Below are 18320 nucleotides of genomic sequence, written 5' to 3'. Positions count from 1 at the left end.
TGAATCAGGTCACCGGTCGCTGCCGGCGTCTCGTTTTTTTGGGCCTAGCGGATAAAGTCAGGATTTGGCCGTCCAGAACCGCGCCGCGCGCGCCGGAGGCGTCGCCCCAGCGTGCCGGCACGATCCGTCCTTTCCACGGATTTGAGGAGGCGTGATGTCGAATCACCTCTGCTCGGCGGGGATATGGCTCTCCAACTTCCGACATGCCGCCGCCTAGTACGATGTCCGAAATCCTGCCGTCAGGTACGATACTGTCTTCCACGCCTGTTGCGATGACGCGTGCGAAGACGCTGCCGGCAGCGGCTCCCGCGTCGTTACGGGCTTCTGACACTGCCAGGCAGTTCGCATCGTTGGCGAGCCGCAACTCATGGGGCAGCGCCACGATAGGATCCTCTCGTAACGGCCGCCGGTTGAAATACGTCGAGTTGCCATCGCGCACGCCGCCGCTGCGGGGCAATAGCGATCTGGGAGTGCCAATGCCGATCGTGCAGGCTTCCCCCGCCGCGGCATCCGTCGAAGCGGTGCGTTCGGCAATGGTCCGGATGGCGGCAGCGTATTCGCCGGGATCTGGAATCCTCTGACGCCGAATCAACTCGCCGTCGCCGGTCAGCACGACTGTCTCGATCTTCGTGCCGCCAAGATCGATGCCGAGCGCGAACGGTGCGACCGCGCTTCTGGCGGGTCGTTGCGCTGACTTCTGTACAGGCGTGAACAATCTTGGATGCAAACCAGACATCCTCTCATGACAAATTTGTCATCTTACTATTGCCAACGGTGAGAATGCCAAAGAGATTTACAAATACAAATTGAAATTTTTAATTGACGGTTCTTTTTCGTGCGATACATGGGGAAGGTCAAGACAACGGAAAGTTGCGGCTGACATGATGGAGGGGGAACAGGGGGCTGGGCCCTCCGATGATCAATCCTCCCGTGTCGAATGGTCCGCCGAGGCCGGCGATGACGAAAGTGGAGGAGGCGATCGATATGGCACATGTGAACACCAAAATCCTGCTGATGGCTGCGGCATCCGTCACGGCGCTGGCGAGTGGCGGAACCGCTATGGCGCAGCAGTCATCGACCACCCAGGGGGTGCTGCAGTCGCCGCCTACCGATCAGGCTGCGTCGCCGACCGCGCAGGCCGCCGATCAGGATGGGTCCGTCCGCAACGGTGATGAGACGAGCGCCGACACTCAGACGGACGGCGGCGACATCGTCGTCACGGGCATCCGGGCGGCACAACAGCGTGCGGTCAACCTGAAGCGCGATGCGGCGTCGGTCACCGACTCGATCTCGGCCGAGGACATCGGCAAGCTGCCGGACGTCACGATCTCGGACTCTTTGCAGCGCATCCCCGGCGTTCAGATCCGTCGTGATGCGGGCGAAGGCGCGTCGATAAACATCCGCGGCCTCCCTCAGGTGACCACGCTGCTCAACGGCGAAGCCTATTTGGGCGCCCAATCGATCACGACGATTCAGCCGAACTTCAACGACATCCCTTCTCAGCTGTTCGCAGGCGCCGACGTCATCAAGTCGAGCACCGCAGACCTGCTGAACGCGGGCATCACTGGCACAGTCAATCTTCGGACACGCCGCCCCTTCGATCTTAAAAAGGGCTTCACCTTCGCGGCGGCGGCGGAAGGCGCCTATGGCGACAAGACCAAGAAGTACGATCCGAATCTCAACGCACTGGTTGGTTGGCACGGTGAACGGATTGGCATCCTGATCTCGGGCGCCTATTCAAATTTGCACCTGTCGAATTCGCATAACGGCATACAGGAGGGCTATGGCGCGGCGCTGCACAACGAGCAGTTCAATACCGCCGCCAATCCTACCGGCGACGTAAACACCAGCAACGGTTTCTCGCCTCCCAATCGACCACATGGCACGATCGTTGGGACCGGGCGCGATGTGAATGGCGATGGCGACGCGAACGACGCGTTCATCGTGCCGCAGGGCTTCACCGCATGGGACAAGGTCAACCAGCGCGAGCGCATCGGCATCAACGCATCCGCGCAGTGGGAGATCAGCGATGCCCTGACGCTGAATGCCGATGCGTTCTTCACCCAGCAGAACGAGAACGACCGGACGGCCGGTATCCAGATGCAGAACGTCAACTGGCAGGCGGGAGAGTTTGTCCCCGGTCAGTCACGCAATACCGGCCGGCAGGTCACGCTAACCAGCGGGAACATCTCGCGCGCCTATGATCTGAACACGACCCAGATCTATAATTACGACCTCGGAAATTTCGACTCCTACAGTCAGAACGACCGCTACAAGTCGCAATCCCAGAACTACAACGTCGAACTGAAGTACGACAATGGCGGCCGCTTCAAGGCAGTGGTGCGCGGCATCTACGGCAAGGCTTACAGCAACTACGACCAAAGCTACCTGCAATTCAGCCCCTCGAACGGCGCGCAGTGGCAGCCTGGAGGCATTGGCCACTATCCAAGTGGCGACATCGCATTCAATCCGGGCGGCTACCAAGTGAACACGGTAGCCGGTGCCGCGTCGCTTCCTGCAAGCGTCGATTTCACCGGCGCGCAGCCGGTGTTCACCTTGCCGACGCAGCTGACGACGCTTCTCGGCAACATCGACAACTACGCGCTGAAGACCACCTCGTCGGAGGGCAACTACCGCCGCAAGGGTGACCTGAAGCTGGTCCGTGGCGACGTCACGTACGAGGCCAACGACAATGTCAGCGTAGCGGCCGGCGTCCGTTATAGCGAGCGCTCGGTCGACGACTTCGAATTCGATCGCGCGGCGCCGCTCTATGCGGGCCAGGCTTCGCAGACGGGCGGCTGCCTCGTGAAGTGGAAGGCCTTCGACGTGCCCGTCGGCGACGCGTCGTGCTATGCCGGCACAGGCACGTTCAACACGCCGGGCTTCCGTCCCTACACGGCCGGTCTGACCCGCAAGGCGAGCGCCGCGATCTTCAATGGCCAAGTGAAGCAGTACGACCTGCCCGGCGCCGGCCTACCTCCGATCTACATCTTCGATCCAAAGGCCATGGATAACGCCCTCGCGTTCCAGAACAGCTTCTACCCGGGGAACGTCGAAATCCAGAATCCGGGCGCATCCTTCAACGTCGGCGTCAAGCAGACCTCGGGCTATGCGCAGCTCAACGTCAAGGGCGAAGTCTTCGGCATCCCGGTGAGCGGCAACGCCGGGTTGAAGATTATCAACACCAGACTGGACATCACGCAGTACGTTACCGGCTCGCCCCGCCCGTACGGTGTCGCGAATGTGTCGAACGGAACGGTAGAGACGAAGCGCAGCTTCACCGATTATCTGCCTGCCTTCAACCTGGCCTTCGACTTCGCCAGCAACCTGAAGCTACGCGTGGCCTTCTCACGGACCATGACGCTGCTCGACCTCAATCAATGGGGTGGCGGTCTCAACCCGACCTATGCAATCGACACGACCAACCCGGGTTCGCCAGTGTTTCGCGTTACCGGCGGCAGTTCGAACGGCAACCCGCAACTCGATCCGTGGCGGGCGACGAACGTCGAGGGCTCGCTGGAATATTATATCGGTCGCAGCAGCCTGATCAGCCTCGGCGCATTCTACATCGACGTGGCGAGCTTCATCCAGTCGGGTAACATCGTACGGACCGACCTGCCGGATAACGACGGGGTGGTTCGCAACCGCACCGTGTCCATCAGCACGCCGGTCCAAGGTGCGGGCGGCACGTTGAAGGGTGTCGAAGCAGGCTGGAAGCAGTCGTTCAGCGACCTGGCCTTCATGCCGACCGTGCTTTCCAATTTCGGCATCGACGCGAATATCACCTACTCGCCGTCCGATTCTGGCCAGGTCGATCTCGCCGGCGACAAGATACCCTTCCAGGACAATTCCAAAATTCAGACGAACCTCGCGGGATTCTATCAAGACAGCCATTTCCAGGCGCGTGTCGCATGGAATTACCGCTCGAAGCGTGCGGTGCAGCAGAACTTCGGCGGCATCCAGGGGTTAGAACTTTATCAGCAGCCGACAAACTATGTCGATGCCTCGATCAGCTACGACTTCACGCCGAGCCTGACGATTTACGCTCAGGGCTCCAACCTGACGGGCGAGTATGAGAAGTACTACCTGACGTTCCCGGACGAAAAGGCGTACAACAACATCTACGAGCGCCGATTCATGGCAGGCGCCCGTGTGAAGTTCTGATCGTACATGGTGCCCCGCCATCCTCGCCGATGGCGGGCCTTATTCCCCGGAGGGCCTATGAATGAAGCCGAGGAAACGGACTCGGGGCCCCCGTGGCGGCTGCGGTCCATAGTGATCGCCGGTGGTGGAACCGCGGGCTGGATGGCGGCGTCGTACCTCGCCAAGCGGCTCGAGGGCCGGAACGTTCGCATCACGGTCGTGGAATCCAGCGCCATCGGCACCGTTGGCGTGGGCGAAGCGACGGTTCCAGGCATCCGGGACTTCCTTCGGGTGTTGGATGTCACCGAGCACGAGGTCATGGCGGCCACCCAGGGAACGGCGAAGCTCGGCATCGAATTCGTCGACTGGAAGCATCCAGGCACGCGATTCTTCCACCCCTTCGGCTTGTACGGCATGCGCTCGCGCGGCGTTGCCTTCCATCACTACGTCCGCAAGCTTCGTCAGGCCGGACACGAGGTCGATATTGGGGACTATTGCCTCGCGACCGCGATGGCACGTCGCGACCTCTTCATGCAGCCCACCGATCGCCCGGTCCACGACCTGCTATACTTTGACTGGGCGCTACATTTCGATGCAGCCCTTTTTGCCAAGTTCCTCCGTGCGAAGGCGATGGCGTGGGGTGTGTCCCACCTCGACGCGACGATCACCTGCGTGCGTACGGACGAGACGTCGGGCCATATCCGCGCCCTCGACACGGATCGTGGCGAAACGGTCACCGGGGATCTCTTCATCGATTGCACCGGCTTTCGGGCGCTTTTGATCGGTGAGGCGCTCGGCATACCCTATGAAGAGTGGACGAATCTGCTGCCATGCGATCGTGCCGTGGCCGTGCCATGCGTGCGGCGCGAGGCGCTGACCCCGTACACCCGAAGCACCGCTCTCTCCGCCGGGTGGCAGTGGCGGATACCGTTGCGGCATCGCGTGGGCAACGGATACGTGTACGCGAGCCGCCACCTTTCAGACGACGAGGCGACGGCGACCCTCCTCGCGCGACTGGAGGGAGATGCGCTCGCGGAACCCAATGACATCCGCTTCCGGACGGGGCGCCGCAGCGCGTTCTGGCATCGCAACTGCGTCGCGCTCGGTCTGGCGGCGGGATTCATGGAGCCCCTTGAATCGACCAGTATCACGCTCATCCAGACGGGCTTGGAGAAGCTGCTTGGGCTCCTCCCAGACCGTCGGTTCGATCCGGCGCTGGAGGATGAGTATAACCGGACGACGGCGCTGGAATATGAGCGGATCCGCGACTTCCTCATTCTGCACTATGTCGCAAATACGCGCCGTGGAGAGCCAATGTGGGATCGCTGCCGCAGCACCGCTCTGCCACCGATGCTCGCTACCAAGCTTCGTCTGTACAAGGCGCGCGGTCATCTGGTCCGATACGATTGGGAGTCGTTCCAAGATCCAAGCTGGATATCGATGTACGAGGGCTTTGACATCCAGCCGGCTACTTACGACTTGGCGGCGGACCATTTTTCCGAGGCCGATCTCGCTGCAGCACTGAACCGCATGCGGTCATCGATCGCTGACGCCGTCGATTTGGCTGAGCCGCACGAGACCTATCTCAACGTATTATATCGTTAAGTCGACTAATCGCCGGGTATCGTGGATGACAATCAACGTCTTCCGCTCTGTATCAAGATCGAGTCCGACGGCAGGATGTGATCGAGGAATGGGAGGATTGCGGCTCCCACTGCAGGCGCATCCTGCGCCATTACGGCAGGCATGATCTTGGCCCGGCACGGCTGTGGGACGGCGTTCAATGCCTCTGAGAGGCCCTCAGCGAGCCGCGCTATCAGCGGCATTGGCAAGCGTCCCCCGATAAGTATGGCGTCGAGATCGAGCAGACAATTAATGGCAACGAGCGGCGCGGTCAGCACTCGCACCGCATCTGTCAGCCATTCCTCGATAACCTCCGTGACCTCGCGAGTTTTGGACATCAAATCCACTAGTTTCGGCTCACGCTCACCTGAATCTTCAAGCCGGGCGAGCAGCGCCGAGAGCGACACCGTGTCTTGGATGATCGCACCGCGGCTGCCGGTTGTGTCTGGCATTAAGCCGATCTCGCCACTTCGAGCGTTCGTCCCCCGATGATAGGCACGGTCAATAACCGGACCGCCGCCAAGCCCGGCATTGATAAGTATGTAGAAGAAGCTAGGATTTTCGAAAGCTGTACCGAACTCCGCTTCACCGAGGGCTGCGGCTGCGGCGTCATTATCGCTGTGGATCGGCCACGGTAAAGTTGAAAGCAATACTGCTGGATCGACGTCGGTCCAACGCTCGTACCCCGCAGGTTGGTGGGGCAGCGTGATGCGCCCAAGGTCGTCAGGCAGGGCCACCCCTATGCCGAGCACCCGACTACTATCCAATCCGCTATCCATCAGAACGCGATCCAATTCCCCATGCACAAACGCAGCGACGTCGTTAGGCATCGCGAACGCCACCTCTCTAGTTAGTCGACTGCGAACTCGGCCGCTTAGGTCCATCGTCACCATCGTCAGATGATCGCGATCGATATTCAACCCTATTCCAAATGCTCCGTCCGAATTGACCTGAAGTCGCAGCGCAGGCTGCCCCCGGGCGCCGCGTATGCGTCCAGGATTCCTGACAAGGTCCAATTCAATCAGGCGGTTGGTGATGTTCGCTATAGTGGGTGCGGTCAGCCCGGTCGTTTGCGCTAACGCCCCCCGAGTGGTTTCCCCGTTCAGCCTTATCGCTTGGAGAACTGTTCGCATGTTGTAGTCACCCGCACGCTTGAGATTGGTCCCGGACAAGCTGCGTGATAGTCGGGCGTCTCGGCTTTCGATCGATGAGTTATCGAAGGTCACGTGTGGTTTCTCACTGGTGAAAATTGCAATCTTCTACACTTCGACTTGGCAGCAATCACTTCGAGTTCTCCTCAAGCCGATGTTCTTAAATCATCTCCATTGTTCCACAACTGCGTGACGGATCAATCGAAAAGCGTATCATATCAGCGCTTTTTACGCAGCCTCTAAACATAACGAATCCTCATCGGCCAAGCGTGGCTGTAGCTTGCGCGTCATCTGCAAAATGAATAGGCGGCAGGAACTGTGGAGCGGGCAGAGCGCCTTGAATGTCCGGTTCTGGGTCTAACGACTGCTTCGGTCCGCAGCGAACGCCGCGGTCAGGCGCGGGCGTCGACGGCGATCAGCGGATCGCCGGAACGTCCGTCGGCAAGTACGAGCGCGCAGACGTCCTCCACGTCGCAACCTTCACTGAAGCAAGATGCATATCGATGGCGGCCCGGCAGAAGTGACCGGTTCAGACGTTCATGGCTTGAACCAGATGTCAGACGGCAGGAAAGCGCAGAGATGAATGGGCGTCCGAAGTTGGGCAGCGCGGAGGGTATCGTGAATGGCCGTTTCTGGGTCTTCGCGGTGAAGGGAAGGGCGGCTGCTTCTACTCAATTCCAGCCATGATCAGTCGTTTTGTCATTGCTCATAAGAGATCGTACGATAGGATCTTTATAGTCACGACTGGTAGGTTGGATGGGGCTCCGAAAGAGCCGCTGGGAGCAGTTACATGAGGTCATTGATCGCGCAAGCATTATGCATATCTGCGCTGCTTTTTGAACTATCAGCTCAATCCGATGCTCACGCTGCCAATCGCCGCTCATCGAAAGTGCAGGTGGAACAGGTGTGCCAGGTTCCCATCGGGTGGGCTGACGTAGCATCTCGCGAGCCGCGATTTGTTGTTTTTGGCGAAATGCACGGAACGCAGCAGGCCCCTGCCTTCATCGGTGACATAGCTTGCGCACTTGCAGCAAGAGGTGAGCGCATCTTGGTTGCGGTTGAACATTCGTCGACAGAAAATGACGCCTTTCAAAAAGCCTGGCGCCTCTCGAACGCGGAATTCCCTGAGGCACTCAAGCGGGCGGGTTGGGCCGATCGTGATGATGGCGTTGGCAGCGAAGCGATGCTGGCCCTTCTTGTTCGTCTTCACAACTTAGCGCGACTTGGACAATCAATCGATATCGTGGCTTTCAATGGTGCAAAAGACGCGGAGCAGAGCCGTAGATTCTCCGATCTACCAGGGCAGGGGCCACATGATGCTGCACAGGCGGAAAACATCCGCGTCGCAGCAGCGGCTCATGCTTATGACCATGTTCTTGTTCTTGTCGGCAATGTTCATGCTCGCAAACGCCCAGTCGAGCATTTCCGTGCGCAGTTCGAACCGATGGTGATGCGACTGGGCCCACCGTCGTCTATCATTACGCTGAATATGAAAACGGCAGGTGGAACAGCTTGGAATTGTGAATTGAAACCTGGCGTGACGCCTAAGCCGGATGAACCAATCACCCAAGATGACATCGCGTGCGGAAGTTACCCAATCAGTGGCGACGCCGACCTGTCACACAGTCCTTTCATTGCGCTGGGAGCGTTACAGGGAATGGCGATTGATCCAGATTACGACGGTGTTTTCTGGCTTGGCAAGGTTAACGCCTCGTCGAAGGCAGTTGTATCACACTAACTAATTTCTCCTGCTGACCTCCAGCCACAGACAAGGCGATTCTGGACGAATAGTACGATCCTTTTGCGTGCATGCACGCCGCTTTCGCCATGTCTCTTTCTAGAAGCAGCCGACCTGCTTCCCTTTTACTGGCAGACACCCGGCCGGCCGCCTCAGCTGACCATGCTCCCCATTGCGAGATGAACGAATGGCAGAAGCTTGGAAGCGCGCGAGACGGACTGAATGACCGCTTCTGGGTCGTCCGCACTGTAGTGCGGGACGGCTGCTTCCGCCCAGCTGACGACAACGGCGACAGCGAGTTTGCGCGGGATGGCACATATAACTCCTTCGACATGTCCCAAATTGGGAACCTTCGGCTCGTGTAAGAAGAATCGGTCGCGGGGTGGCATATAGGGTGTTATCGGTCACCCGAAGCAACGCGACCGGTCGCGAGCCGTGGGGGACCATTCTATGTTGAAGTTCGCTTTTGCGTTGATGGCAACCGTGGTGACCGCAGGATGGTCCACCACCTCAAATGCAGCAACCACGGTAATCGGTTTCTCGGGGACGTTCTCTAACGGACAAACCTTGAGCGGTCAGCTCACGCAAACTCTTCCCGGGTTTGCTGATTTCACGAATGTCGCACTGCTTGTAGGTGGCCAGACATTTTCCGGTCCTGATAGTGGTGAACAGGATTTTGTAAATGGATTTCTTAGGCTAAATTTTATAAACTCTTTTGGAGAATTGCTGACACTCGAAACGAACAATAGCGTAAGGGATTTTAGCTTTTTGCCAAGCGGGGGCACCCTTCTGACGACTTCCAACTACGTTTCAGCGGGCCAGCAAATTTTTCTGACGTCTGGCAGTTTTGCTGAGATCAGCACAGCTGTCCCGGAGCCTGAGACGTGGGCAATGATGCTTGTAGGCTTCGGGATGGTTGCTGGCGCGGCTCGCTACCGTCGCCGCAGCATGGCAGCCACCTACGCCTGACTTACTCCTCATTCGTCAGTTTGAGTGGAAGCCGCTTGTTGAAGGGCTTGCGGCTTCTTCTATATCCCACCCGTAAGCTGACGTTCGGCTTTCCCTCCACATCACGACATTCGAGGCCGCATGTCAGGTGGCAAATCGGTCATAGCGAGGAGATGAACGAGCGGCCGAAGTTGGGGACCGGGGAAGGGGGCGTGAATGACTGTTCCTGGGTCGTCCTGACGGCGCGACGGCTTGGGTGCTTCCTCCTAAATCCGGGCAATCGAGCAAGCAATCTGTCTTCCCGGAAGCAGCCATTCGTTCAGCGCGATCATTCCCATTTCTTTGTCCTAGAAGGCCAATTGCGGGAGGGAGTAATCGGGAACAGACTGGGAAGGCAGTTGCTCTGGACGCCCGCAGGCGCGATCAGCAGGGCTACCTTCCCACTATGAACTCGTTTTTGGAAAGATGATTAGGCCGATACAGGCTGGCTGATCCATGTAGCCTAGCCGGCTTGCCCCCAACGAGCTATGCAGTCGGAATGAACCTGAGAATGCTTCCGGCCTTAGGGGCTTTGGTTATCGGCACCGCGAGCGGTGGCGCAGCATATGCCGCGAGTACCACTTCTCAGGTCGCAGCTTGTTGGAAGCAGGGAACGACGATTAGCGTAGCCAACTGCTTTGCTGCTTCCGGCAAAGAGGCAAATGACAAACTTAATCGTCTATACGGCCAGATCATGACCGTTCTCGGACCAGGCGATCAGCAGCGACTGCAAAACGCACGACGCCTCTGGGTAAGCTATCGCGATGCAACGTGTAACGCGGAGAAGAACCTGTGGGATGGTGGGACCGGAGGCAATCCGGCCTACTTAGCGTGTACCGATGACGAAACCCGTCATCGTCTCGACTACCTTCAAGAGACGTACCGTTTGCGCTTACAGAAGCTCAGATAGTAGGCACAGCAAATATTCCCTATTTGTAGATTGCCATCGTTTTTGTGAAAGGCACCGATCCGACAAGGTCTGCTATTGCGTCCCGCCTAGCCAAAAGCCGTGGTTCCACTCTCCTCCCAAGCTCGATCATTCCTGATGCAGAAATCACGGCTTTTGCATTAGGCCAAGAACGGCAGGAGGCTGGAGGTACGGCGATAGAAAAGGCTGATGCACCTGAGATACCCGTTCATTGGTCGGTTTCTGATATTATACTTCAAAAGCGGAAGGTCCGCTTTTCTTTCAAACCCGGTTACTTAGCAGCACGTCGCTGCACTCAATAGCCTGCAGTGGCGATATGCGACAAACAGGCGGTTGGCCTTTTCTCGATACTCTATGAACTCCGAGAACGGCCACACCGCCTCGCATACCGTTTCCTTGCGGGAACACCCATGATGGCTTCGTTTGACTAACTAGGCATCGCTTGCGTTCGGTCAGCCAATTGTCGTGCGATGCGCATCATCTACATGGGGATCGGCCGCGTTAGTGGGACGATGTAGCAGCGCCTTGGAGAGCTGTCGTCGAATGGGATAATCGACCGCTTTGTCCAACCACCATGCCACCACGCAGAGAGATATGATGAGTAGAATGCCGCTCAAAGGCGCGTGATCGTGGAGGAATGTATTGCCTTGCCAGCCGTTGAACGCTCTGATCGCGGTCCATACTGGGGCATGAATGACGTAGAGGGGGTAGGATAGGGCGCCGAGCGCGACCAACGTGGGAAGCCATGCACCCGCAGGCTTGGAACCGGACCCAAGCCAGACGATCACCGGCATGTAGAGGGTGAGGACGGCCAATTCGTAAAGCCAACCGAACGGCGCGCCAGGTTTAAGCAGCATGGGCAAGATCAACAACACGAACAGGAAGGCTGGATGGAGCATTAACTTAATCGGACGAACCAGCCACAACCGGTAGAGGCCGACCCCGGCGAAGAACGAAAACGTCACACGTGCCAAGCCGCCGAAAAACGTTGGTCGTATCGTTCCGTTATCCAACGATCCGGCCACTAAACCGCTGGCAACGAGACCGCAAAACCCCAAGACGATAATGATAGCCAGCAGTTTGTTGCTCAATCGGCGAAGAAGGGCCACGTACACGAGATTGGCGACCAGCTCGAAAAACAACGACCAGAATGTAAAATTTAGCGGGAAAAGGTCCTGATTCGAGGAGTCGAAGACGAATGGCGATGGGAGCATTAATAGATTGAACGCAAGATGATTGAAGAAGCCGATCTGATCCGGCGGACGCTGGTAAGTCCACATTGCTAATGCCCCGGTCATGAGGCCTATGAGATAGAGTGGGTAGAATCGGATAAGGCGTGCTAAAACAAACTGTCCGACCGTCATGCCGCCAAGTATCCGTTTTTCGTAAGCGTATGCTATGACGAAGCCGCTAAGAACGAAAAAGAAATCGACGGCAGGCGCTACGTTGGCCGGATGAATGAAGCTCATGTAGAATGAAAGATGCATACTGGCGACGGCGATAGCGGCAACACCGCGCAAGCCATTGACAACCTCGAACGTCTGCTTTGTATCTGATGGCTGTTGCATTGCCTCGCCCCCCTCATGTGCCGTTCACCCTGCGGCGCAATACCATCCATTAAAACGGTCGTTGACAGACGATAGCGGCTTTTCAGTTGAGGCCTACCCAGTATCGTGCGCTTAGTATGAGCGAGGCAAGTTTCTCAAAAAATTGATTGCAGCCGGGACGACGTTGATCGGTTCCGATGGCGCAACTGAGTTAGCAAAGCCGATCAGCATCGTTTCCACAGAGCCTTGGTCACCTTTCTGCCTCAAAGGACGCACATCTATGCTCCTACCTGCTGGTCGTGGAGCGGAGCAGACAACCAGTGAAGAGGAGAGGCGTACATGCCGAATAATGGTAAAGCAGCGCTACTCTCGATCATCGCTCCACTGTTCACCATCTCCTCGTCCGGCCTTGCTCAGGATAAGGCATTACCTCCTAGCCAGAGCCGTGCTCAACTTGGGGACATCCCAGCTTCCGATTGGGGGCCTCCCTTGATCGGACATCTTGCGAACGGCGTGAGGTTTGCGATCCTACCTCGGCAAGGCCATGAACCCGGCGTTGCGCTGCTCATGCGTAACGAAGGTGGGTTCATCGCCGAACGGCGACCTGGTGAACGGGGACTGGCACATCTGATCGAACATGTGGCGTTCCACAGCCCTACAGTCGCCGCGCCCGGCGATTTCGATCATCTGAAGCGTATCGGCATTCCCCTGACGTTGCCGGCGCCGAATGCCGGATCCACATCATGGCGAGAAACCAACTACTACCTTTCGACTAAAACTACGTCTCCACGTGATATCGATGTGCTGCTGACCCTGTTCAGAGATGTCGCAACGGGGATGAGCCTTCGCGTGGATGCGGTCGATGCCTCACGTGGTGAGGTCGTGCGAGAAATGGCGGACAAGAAGCTCGGAAATGAAATTTATGCCAGCTACATCGCCGCAATCGCGCCCGGCTCGCCCAATGACAGGATCGAGGCGCAGAACTCGGACGATGTACCAATCGCCAGCATCGACACCATCCGCGCCCTGTATCAACGGCTGCACCGTCCCGAGAATATGATGATCGTGGTCGTCGGCAACGTGAAACCAGCCGAGACAAAGGCGCTGATCGAGCAGCGCTTTGAAGATTGGGAAGGTGAGCGACCAATAAGTCGTCCTACTGCCTACCCGATGTTCGAGCGCAATCGCATTCAACCGATCAGCTTTTCCGCGCTTCCGCAAGGGCGGCGCTCGGCGTTGGTGACGGTCATGCTGCCAACGCCTGCTCCGCCATCATCGCGTGGTCGCCAGGGGGAGGACGATCTTATGGACCTGATCGTCGCACGTGCGATTACTTTTCGCCTCGCCGCACTTCAGCCAGCCGCCCCGCCTGGAAAGGTTGGCATGTTCATCGAGAATGGCGAGCAGGGTCAGCGTCAGATCATGCTATGGGACAACTTCGCGGAAGGTCGCTGGGAGCCGGCTGTCGGCAGCTTACGCAGGGTCACATGTGACCTCACCATGTCGGGGTTCACGGCGGATGAGTGGGAAGCTGCCAAGCGAGGCGTCATGGCTGACCTGAACCATCGCATGGCAGACATGTCGAAGGTCACGAACGTGGATCTGGCAAAGGAGCTGTCGCACGCGGTTGCCGACGGCCGGTACCTGATCCCGCCTGACGAGCTGTTTCGCTATGCGCAAAGCACGCTGCCCCGAATACGAAGAAACGCACGCTCGGGGAACACGTGGTGGCGTCACCAATGGGGTGCCGGTGTTGAGCACTTTCGAGTGGAAGCACCCGAACTAGCAAAGGTGTCTGACCCGGTAGATTCGATCCGGCGCGCCGCTAACGAGGCAATCGCAATGCCTCACTGCAAGGTGCACTGACAGGGCATCCTCATTCTTCTACAGCAACGTGCAAGAGGAGGTGAGGAGAAAACTAATCCTTTGCAGTCTGATCGTCAATTTCGAAAACGTCGACGTCATCCTGCCAGCCGTTCCCAATAGAGAGGCATCACGTCTTCCTGGATAGCTGCTGGTACGCTAGAACCACTTGGATATGATTGCCGCCCTTCTACTCGCACTGGCCGTCCCGTCAGCCGATATCGCGCCGCTGACGCAACATGGCGTTGAACGCCCGGATGGGAGTCTGATCAACTACTGGCTAGGCAAAACACGCCGTCGTTCCTCGGGCGTCGTGCTGGTTATGCAGGGGACCGGCTGTGAAGCCGTTTCAAGCAAGCCGAACCTGCGTCATGCTGCTGGCATACTCCGACCCGGCGACCGAGCCTTGCTGATCGACAAGGTCGGCGTGGGGAGTGACGACGGGGGGCCGGTTATCGATGGCTGCCCGCAGCGATACTGGGATCGCTATACACTCAGCCTTCGGGTCCAGGATTGTCTGCGGGTCATCGCCGACCTGCGGAGGCAGCCTTGGTGGAACAAGGAAATCGTGATCTTCGGTGGCTCGGAGGGCGGCGCGGTGGCGGCCCTGCTTGCCCCCTTGGTGCCAGAAGCCAGGGCCGTGATCGTGCTGTCGTCGGGAACTGGCGTTCCGGTAGGGGAACTCATCCGCGCCGCGGTGCCACCGGCGATGGCTGCCGAGGTGCCTGACGTCTTCGCAGCAGCCCACGAACATCCGACAGGGCAACGACGGTGGGGGGGCTTGAGCTATCGCTGGTGGGACGATGCCGTGGATATCGTACCTGCGCGAAGCCTGGTGCAATCCACGGTGCCCATTCTCCTGATCCACGGCGCTCGCGATCAATCGTCACCCGTTTCCACTGCTCGAGCAGGCTACGAGATGGCGCGCAACGCGGGCAAGGCCAACGTCGAATACAGGGAATTTGCCGAGCTTGATCACTTCATGCGCACGGCGGATGGCACTGACCACATGGACCGCGTGCTAGGCGATGCCGCGAAATGGATCGAGGCACGCAAACGACCAAGGCGTCTTGCTCGCAGTTCCTGATCGGAAGCTCGACGCGTCGCATGATCCAATCTCTTTTTCTCATCCTAACCGAGATGGCGTTCGCCGTCTTGATTACGATTCCATATGTAACGGGCTCACGAAACCGCAGGTGTCATTTCGCTCCCAAGCGCACCCGGCACTAGCGCTACGCTTTTCATCGGCCGAATATGCTTGGCAACAGCCGGAGTAATGCGGCTCCGACCTCTGTGGTGATCACCTGCCAAGTTCATTTGGCCGCCGAGCTGGGGCTCGCCGCTCCTTCGCCCTTCACGAAGCGATCGAACCAAGCAAGCATCCGCGTGACGATGTCGCGTACGTTGGCGGGCGATTGCGCAAGGCTGTGGCTCTCTCCGCCATAGCGAACATATTGAGCGGTCTTACCCTGCTCGTAGAGCGCGCTGAAAAACTGCTCGGCCTGCGCCTGGTTGCCACGCACATCAGCCTCGCCGTGAACAATGAGGAGTGGCGTTGTGACCTGCTTGGCAAAGGTCAGCGGTGAGTTGCGCACATAGCCCTCGGCATCCTCCGATGGTGGTGCGAAACGACCGAACTGCTCGGAGATGGCCCAATTACCGCTCTTCTGGTGACCGATCCCCGGCCAGCCGTAACTCGCCGGGTCGAACCCTCGATAGGAGGAAGCGAGGTCGCTGATTCCGGCGAGTGCCACGCCCGCCTTGAAGCGGTTCGTCTGCGTCAGCAGCGCGAACACGGTGTAGCCGCCGCGGCTCTGGCCGAACACGCCAAGTCGGTTGGGATCGGTGATGCCGAGCTCGACCAGCCGATCCACCGCCGGCAGGATTGATCCGGCAACCAGTGCGTACGGGTCATCACGCACTGGCGAAGGCGGCAGTGGCATCGAGGGCACGACGACGACGTAGCCGTGCGCGGCATAGAGCCGCAGGTTGTATAATCCGGGCATATACGGATCGAGGAAATAGTCGCCCTCAAGTGATGGCACCTGATAGCCCTGGTACACCCAAAGCAGGGTCGGGTAACGCTTCGCCGGATCATAGCCGGGCGGCACGATCACGCTCGCCTTAAGCGGTGCGCCGCCAGCGTCCTTGTACTCGATCAGCCGTGTCGCGCCCCAGTCGAGGGACTTAAGGTGCGGATTGGGGGGCATGACATCAAGCTGCATCCCCGCCGCAAGGTCGACTCCGCGCAGTACGAGGCCGTCTCGACCGCGTTCCTCCACCAGCAGGCGGTTGTTGGCGAATGCGACATCGTGGAGGTCGCCGACAACTGAGCGAAGCGGTGTATCAGCAGCGCCAGACGCAGCGTCGATCATTCGCAGACCGCCGTTGGCCCCCTCACGCACGTTGACGAGCAGCTTCGATGAGCGGGTTGCAGGATCCCGCGGCCAGACGATCATCGCATCGTCTGCAAAGCGGGCAACCGGCACGAACGCAGCACGTACCGGATCAAGCCGTACCAGTCCGCCCCGCTGCACGGTGACAATCGCGCCTGCGCCATCGCGACGCAGCGCCTCGGGGGCAGGACCCTCGCCATGCGCGATGCGCACCTCGCTCTTCGGTCCAATCAGCCGCCATGCAGTGCTGCCATTATCCTCACGCACCCGGGCGAGGAGCTGATGCGCGTCGAGCCACAGGACCGGACTCTCTTCGCGGGAAGAAATCCGCACAGTGTCAACGGCAACGCGCCCGGTTGCGACCCGGCGCACGTTCCTGTCGGCTACCGGGACAAGGTACAGATCGGTTCGATCCTCGAAGGGATCGGCGCGGGCGCGCAGCACGATCTGTTGACTGTCGGGCGACCAATCGTACAGTTCTAGCGGATAGCGCGCACCGAGCGGCAGCTCGGTCCAGCGCATCCCGGCATCGTTCGCGAGATTGACGAAGCCGAGCCGCCGCTCAACCGTCCACAGAATGTCATAGGCGAAAGGGCGTCGCTTGCCCGCCATTGGTTGGAGCGCTGCGGTCGTTACCAGCACCGCGAGCCGCGATCCGTCAGGCGACACCGCGACGCTCGTCGTTCCCGCCAAGGGGAAAACCGGCACGCTCGCAACGTCGCGCGTCGTGCCCGAGGCAAGATCGAAGATGCGCAGGATCGTGCGTTCGGCCGGGTCGCCCGGCACCTTAGCCGCGCCACTGCCGAAGGCAACGCCGGTTGGCTGAAGGCCGAAGCGTAACCGTCCCGCATCGCGCGCTGCATCGCGATGAAGGCGGCCGTACTGGTCGATCAGCCCGGAGACACCTCCCCTAGGCAGCGTGGCCGCGAGAATGCGATCATTGTCGAGCCACAGAAAGGGGGCATTCTCCTCGCGACTACACGTGTGCGGCAGCGTTCCCCGATCGGCCCCGCCGCGCAGGTCGGGCATGGTCTGCGGGCTGCCGTAGCGCGTCTGCGTCATGAGGGCGGCGCTGCCTTGCCGCATCAGTCGCCTGCTCGCCCGCTCCCAGACGTAAAGACGGACGTTGTCGCCGCCACGCGGCTCGCTGCCCTCGGGTTGGGTCGAGAGCATCGCGAGCCGACGACCATCGGGTGACCAGGTTGCACACCAATAGCCTGCCGCTGTCGATTTCCCATCGGTGATGCGTTGGCGCTCGCCTGTTTTGGCCGAGACGAGCCAGACATCGCTACGCCCCGGATCAGTCTCGTAGGCGGTGCGGTCGTAAACTTCGCCAGCACTCGCGGCGCGACGTACGACCACGGCGGCCCATTCGCCATCAGGCGCAAGTGTCGCGCTGTCGACGCGCTCAGTGGCAAGCACGTCATCAATCGTGATCGGGTGCTTTGCAGATTGGGCAGCGACGTTGGGTGGCAGGAGAACCAGGGCTAGCGTTACCCAAAAAGTATCGAACTGCCGCATGCCCGCTCCCGTCGTTGATAGATTCCCTTCGGTGTCGCAGGTGATTGTGGCAGCAGTACAGCGGCCGACCGGCTCGATCCTACTCAGCCGCTATCGAATATCTGTGCTTGTTCTATGTGCCGTCCCCAAAACATACCGACACGATGTTGACCAACGCGGTGGTTACGTCAGGCTCAATCCTCGGTTCGTCAGCCATGATGTTGCAAAACCGACCTGAACGAATGGCCGAAGTTGGGAAGCGCGAGAAGGCTGTTGAATGGCCGATAGTGGGTCAAAGACGCGTTGCTCATAGCCGCCGAACTTTTGAGCCGCTGTGCCTATGCGTCTTCGGCAGGGGCGTTGCGTCGTCACTGATATCACCTGAATCGTCAACGAATGCTTATATCGGTGGGGCCTGACCCTGGGTAATCCGGCTGGTGGTGC

10 protein-coding genes and 1 pseudogene are annotated in these 18320 nt (G+C 59.1%); 7 read left to right on the top strand and 4 right to left on the bottom strand.

Annotated elements, in window-relative coordinates; all coding sequences use genetic code 11:
- Positions 1–4: 4 nt before the first annotated feature.
- Positions 5–736: an ROK family protein gene (locus QE452_RS07060; RefSeq protein ID WP_309658934.1), complete on the bottom strand. Its 732-nt coding sequence runs from the start codon at positions 734–736 to the stop codon at positions 5–7.
- Positions 737–915: 179 nt separating this feature from the next.
- Between QE452_RS07060 and QE452_RS07055 the strand changes: the two genes are divergently transcribed.
- Both QE452_RS07055 and QE452_RS07050 read left to right on the top strand, forming a co-directional pair.
- A complete protein-coding gene (locus QE452_RS07055; protein ID WP_309658935.1) occupies positions 916–4164 on the top strand; it encodes a TonB-dependent receptor in 3249 nt (1082 codons plus the stop codon).
- A 57-nt stretch (positions 4165–4221) separates the two neighbouring features.
- Positions 4222–5748: a tryptophan 7-halogenase gene (locus tag QE452_RS07050; protein WP_309658936.1), complete on the top strand. Its 1527-nt coding sequence runs from the start codon at positions 4222–4224 to the stop codon at positions 5746–5748.
- 32 nt (positions 5749–5780) lie between these two features.
- On the opposite strand, the gene QE452_RS07045 is transcribed toward QE452_RS07050, so the two are convergent.
- Positions 5781–6992: an ROK family transcriptional regulator gene (locus QE452_RS07045; RefSeq protein ID WP_309658937.1), complete on the bottom strand. Its 1212-nt coding sequence runs from the start codon at positions 6990–6992 to the stop codon at positions 5781–5783.
- Positions 6993–7707: 715 nt separating this feature from the next.
- Between QE452_RS07045 and QE452_RS07040 the strand changes: the two genes are divergently transcribed.
- The 3 genes and pseudogenes from QE452_RS07040 to QE452_RS19060 all read left to right on the top strand — a co-directional run bounded on the left by QE452_RS07040 (position 7708) and on the right by QE452_RS19060 (position 10552).
- Positions 7708–8655 carry a hypothetical protein gene (locus tag QE452_RS07040; protein ID WP_309658938.1) on the top strand — a complete coding sequence of 316 codons (948 nt, stop codon included), beginning with the start codon at positions 7708–7710 and terminating at the stop codon, positions 8653–8655.
- 864 nt (positions 8656–9519) lie between these two features.
- Positions 9520–9624: pseudogene (locus tag QE452_RS19065) on the top strand (PEPxxWA-CTERM sorting domain-containing protein); the annotation flags it as partial.
- Between the two features lie 517 nt (positions 9625–10141).
- A complete protein-coding gene (locus QE452_RS19060) occupies positions 10142–10552 on the top strand; it encodes a lysozyme inhibitor LprI family protein (RefSeq protein WP_405052745.1) in 411 nt (136 codons plus the stop codon).
- 470 nt (positions 10553–11022) lie between these two features.
- Here QE452_RS19060 and QE452_RS07030 read toward each other — a convergent pair whose 3' ends face one another.
- Positions 11023–12138 carry an acyltransferase gene (locus tag QE452_RS07030; RefSeq protein WP_309658940.1) on the bottom strand — a complete coding sequence of 372 codons (1116 nt, stop codon included), beginning with the start codon at positions 12136–12138 and terminating at the stop codon, positions 11023–11025.
- A gap of 318 nt (positions 12139–12456) precedes the next feature.
- Here QE452_RS07030 and QE452_RS07025 point away from each other — a divergent pair, with 318 nt between their 5' ends.
- Together QE452_RS07025 and QE452_RS07020 are read left to right on the top strand one after the other, a co-directional pair.
- Complete coding sequence (locus tag QE452_RS07025; RefSeq protein ID WP_309658941.1) at positions 12457–13983, top strand: insulinase family protein; 1527 nt, start codon at positions 12457–12459, stop codon at positions 13981–13983.
- 172 nt (positions 13984–14155) lie between these two features.
- Positions 14156–15067: an alpha/beta hydrolase gene (locus QE452_RS07020; RefSeq protein ID WP_309658942.1), complete on the top strand. Its 912-nt coding sequence runs from the start codon at positions 14156–14158 to the stop codon at positions 15065–15067.
- A 226-nt stretch (positions 15068–15293) separates the two neighbouring features.
- Here QE452_RS07020 and QE452_RS07015 read toward each other — a convergent pair whose 3' ends face one another.
- On the bottom strand, positions 15294–17897 hold the full coding sequence (locus QE452_RS07015; protein ID WP_309658943.1) for a prolyl oligopeptidase family serine peptidase: 2604 nt from the start codon (positions 17895–17897) through the stop codon (positions 15294–15296).
- Positions 17898–18320 lie beyond the last annotated feature (423 nt).

Origin of the sequence: Sphingomonas sp. SORGH_AS_0438, from assembly GCF_031453475.1 — a bacterium.
GTDB lineage: Bacteria > Pseudomonadota > Alphaproteobacteria > Sphingomonadales > Sphingomonadaceae > Sphingomonas.
The sequence above is the reverse complement of the archived record's forward strand: the minus strand, read 5'-3'. Positions and strand labels throughout refer to the sequence as shown.

Bases quoted from the DNA above. Each gene is read 5' to 3' on its own strand.
- QE452_RS07060 (WP_309658934.1), bottom strand. From the start codon at position 736: ATGTCTGGTTTGCATCCAAGATTGTTCACGCCTGTACAGAAGTCAGCG.
- QE452_RS07055 (WP_309658935.1), top strand. From the start codon at position 916: ATGATCAATCCTCCCGTGTCGAATGGTCCGCCGAGGCCGGCGATGACG.
- QE452_RS07050 (WP_309658936.1), top strand. From the start codon at position 4,222: ATGAATGAAGCCGAGGAAACGGACTCGGGGCCCCCGTGGCGGCTGCGG.
- QE452_RS07040 (WP_309658938.1), top strand. From the start codon at position 7,708: ATGAGGTCATTGATCGCGCAAGCATTATGCATATCTGCGCTGCTTTTT.
- QE452_RS19060 (WP_405052745.1), top strand. From the start codon at position 10,142: ATGAACCTGAGAATGCTTCCGGCCTTAGGGGCTTTGGTTATCGGCACC.
- QE452_RS07030 (WP_309658940.1), bottom strand. From the start codon at position 12,138: ATGCAACAGCCATCAGATACAAAGCAGACGTTCGAGGTTGTCAATGGC.
- QE452_RS07025 (WP_309658941.1), top strand. From the start codon at position 12,457: ATGCCGAATAATGGTAAAGCAGCGCTACTCTCGATCATCGCTCCACTG.
- QE452_RS07020 (WP_309658942.1), top strand. From the start codon at position 14,156: ATGATTGCCGCCCTTCTACTCGCACTGGCCGTCCCGTCAGCCGATATC.
- QE452_RS07015 (WP_309658943.1), bottom strand. From the start codon at position 17,897: ATGCGGCAGTTCGATACTTTTTGGGTAACGCTAGCCCTGGTTCTCCTG.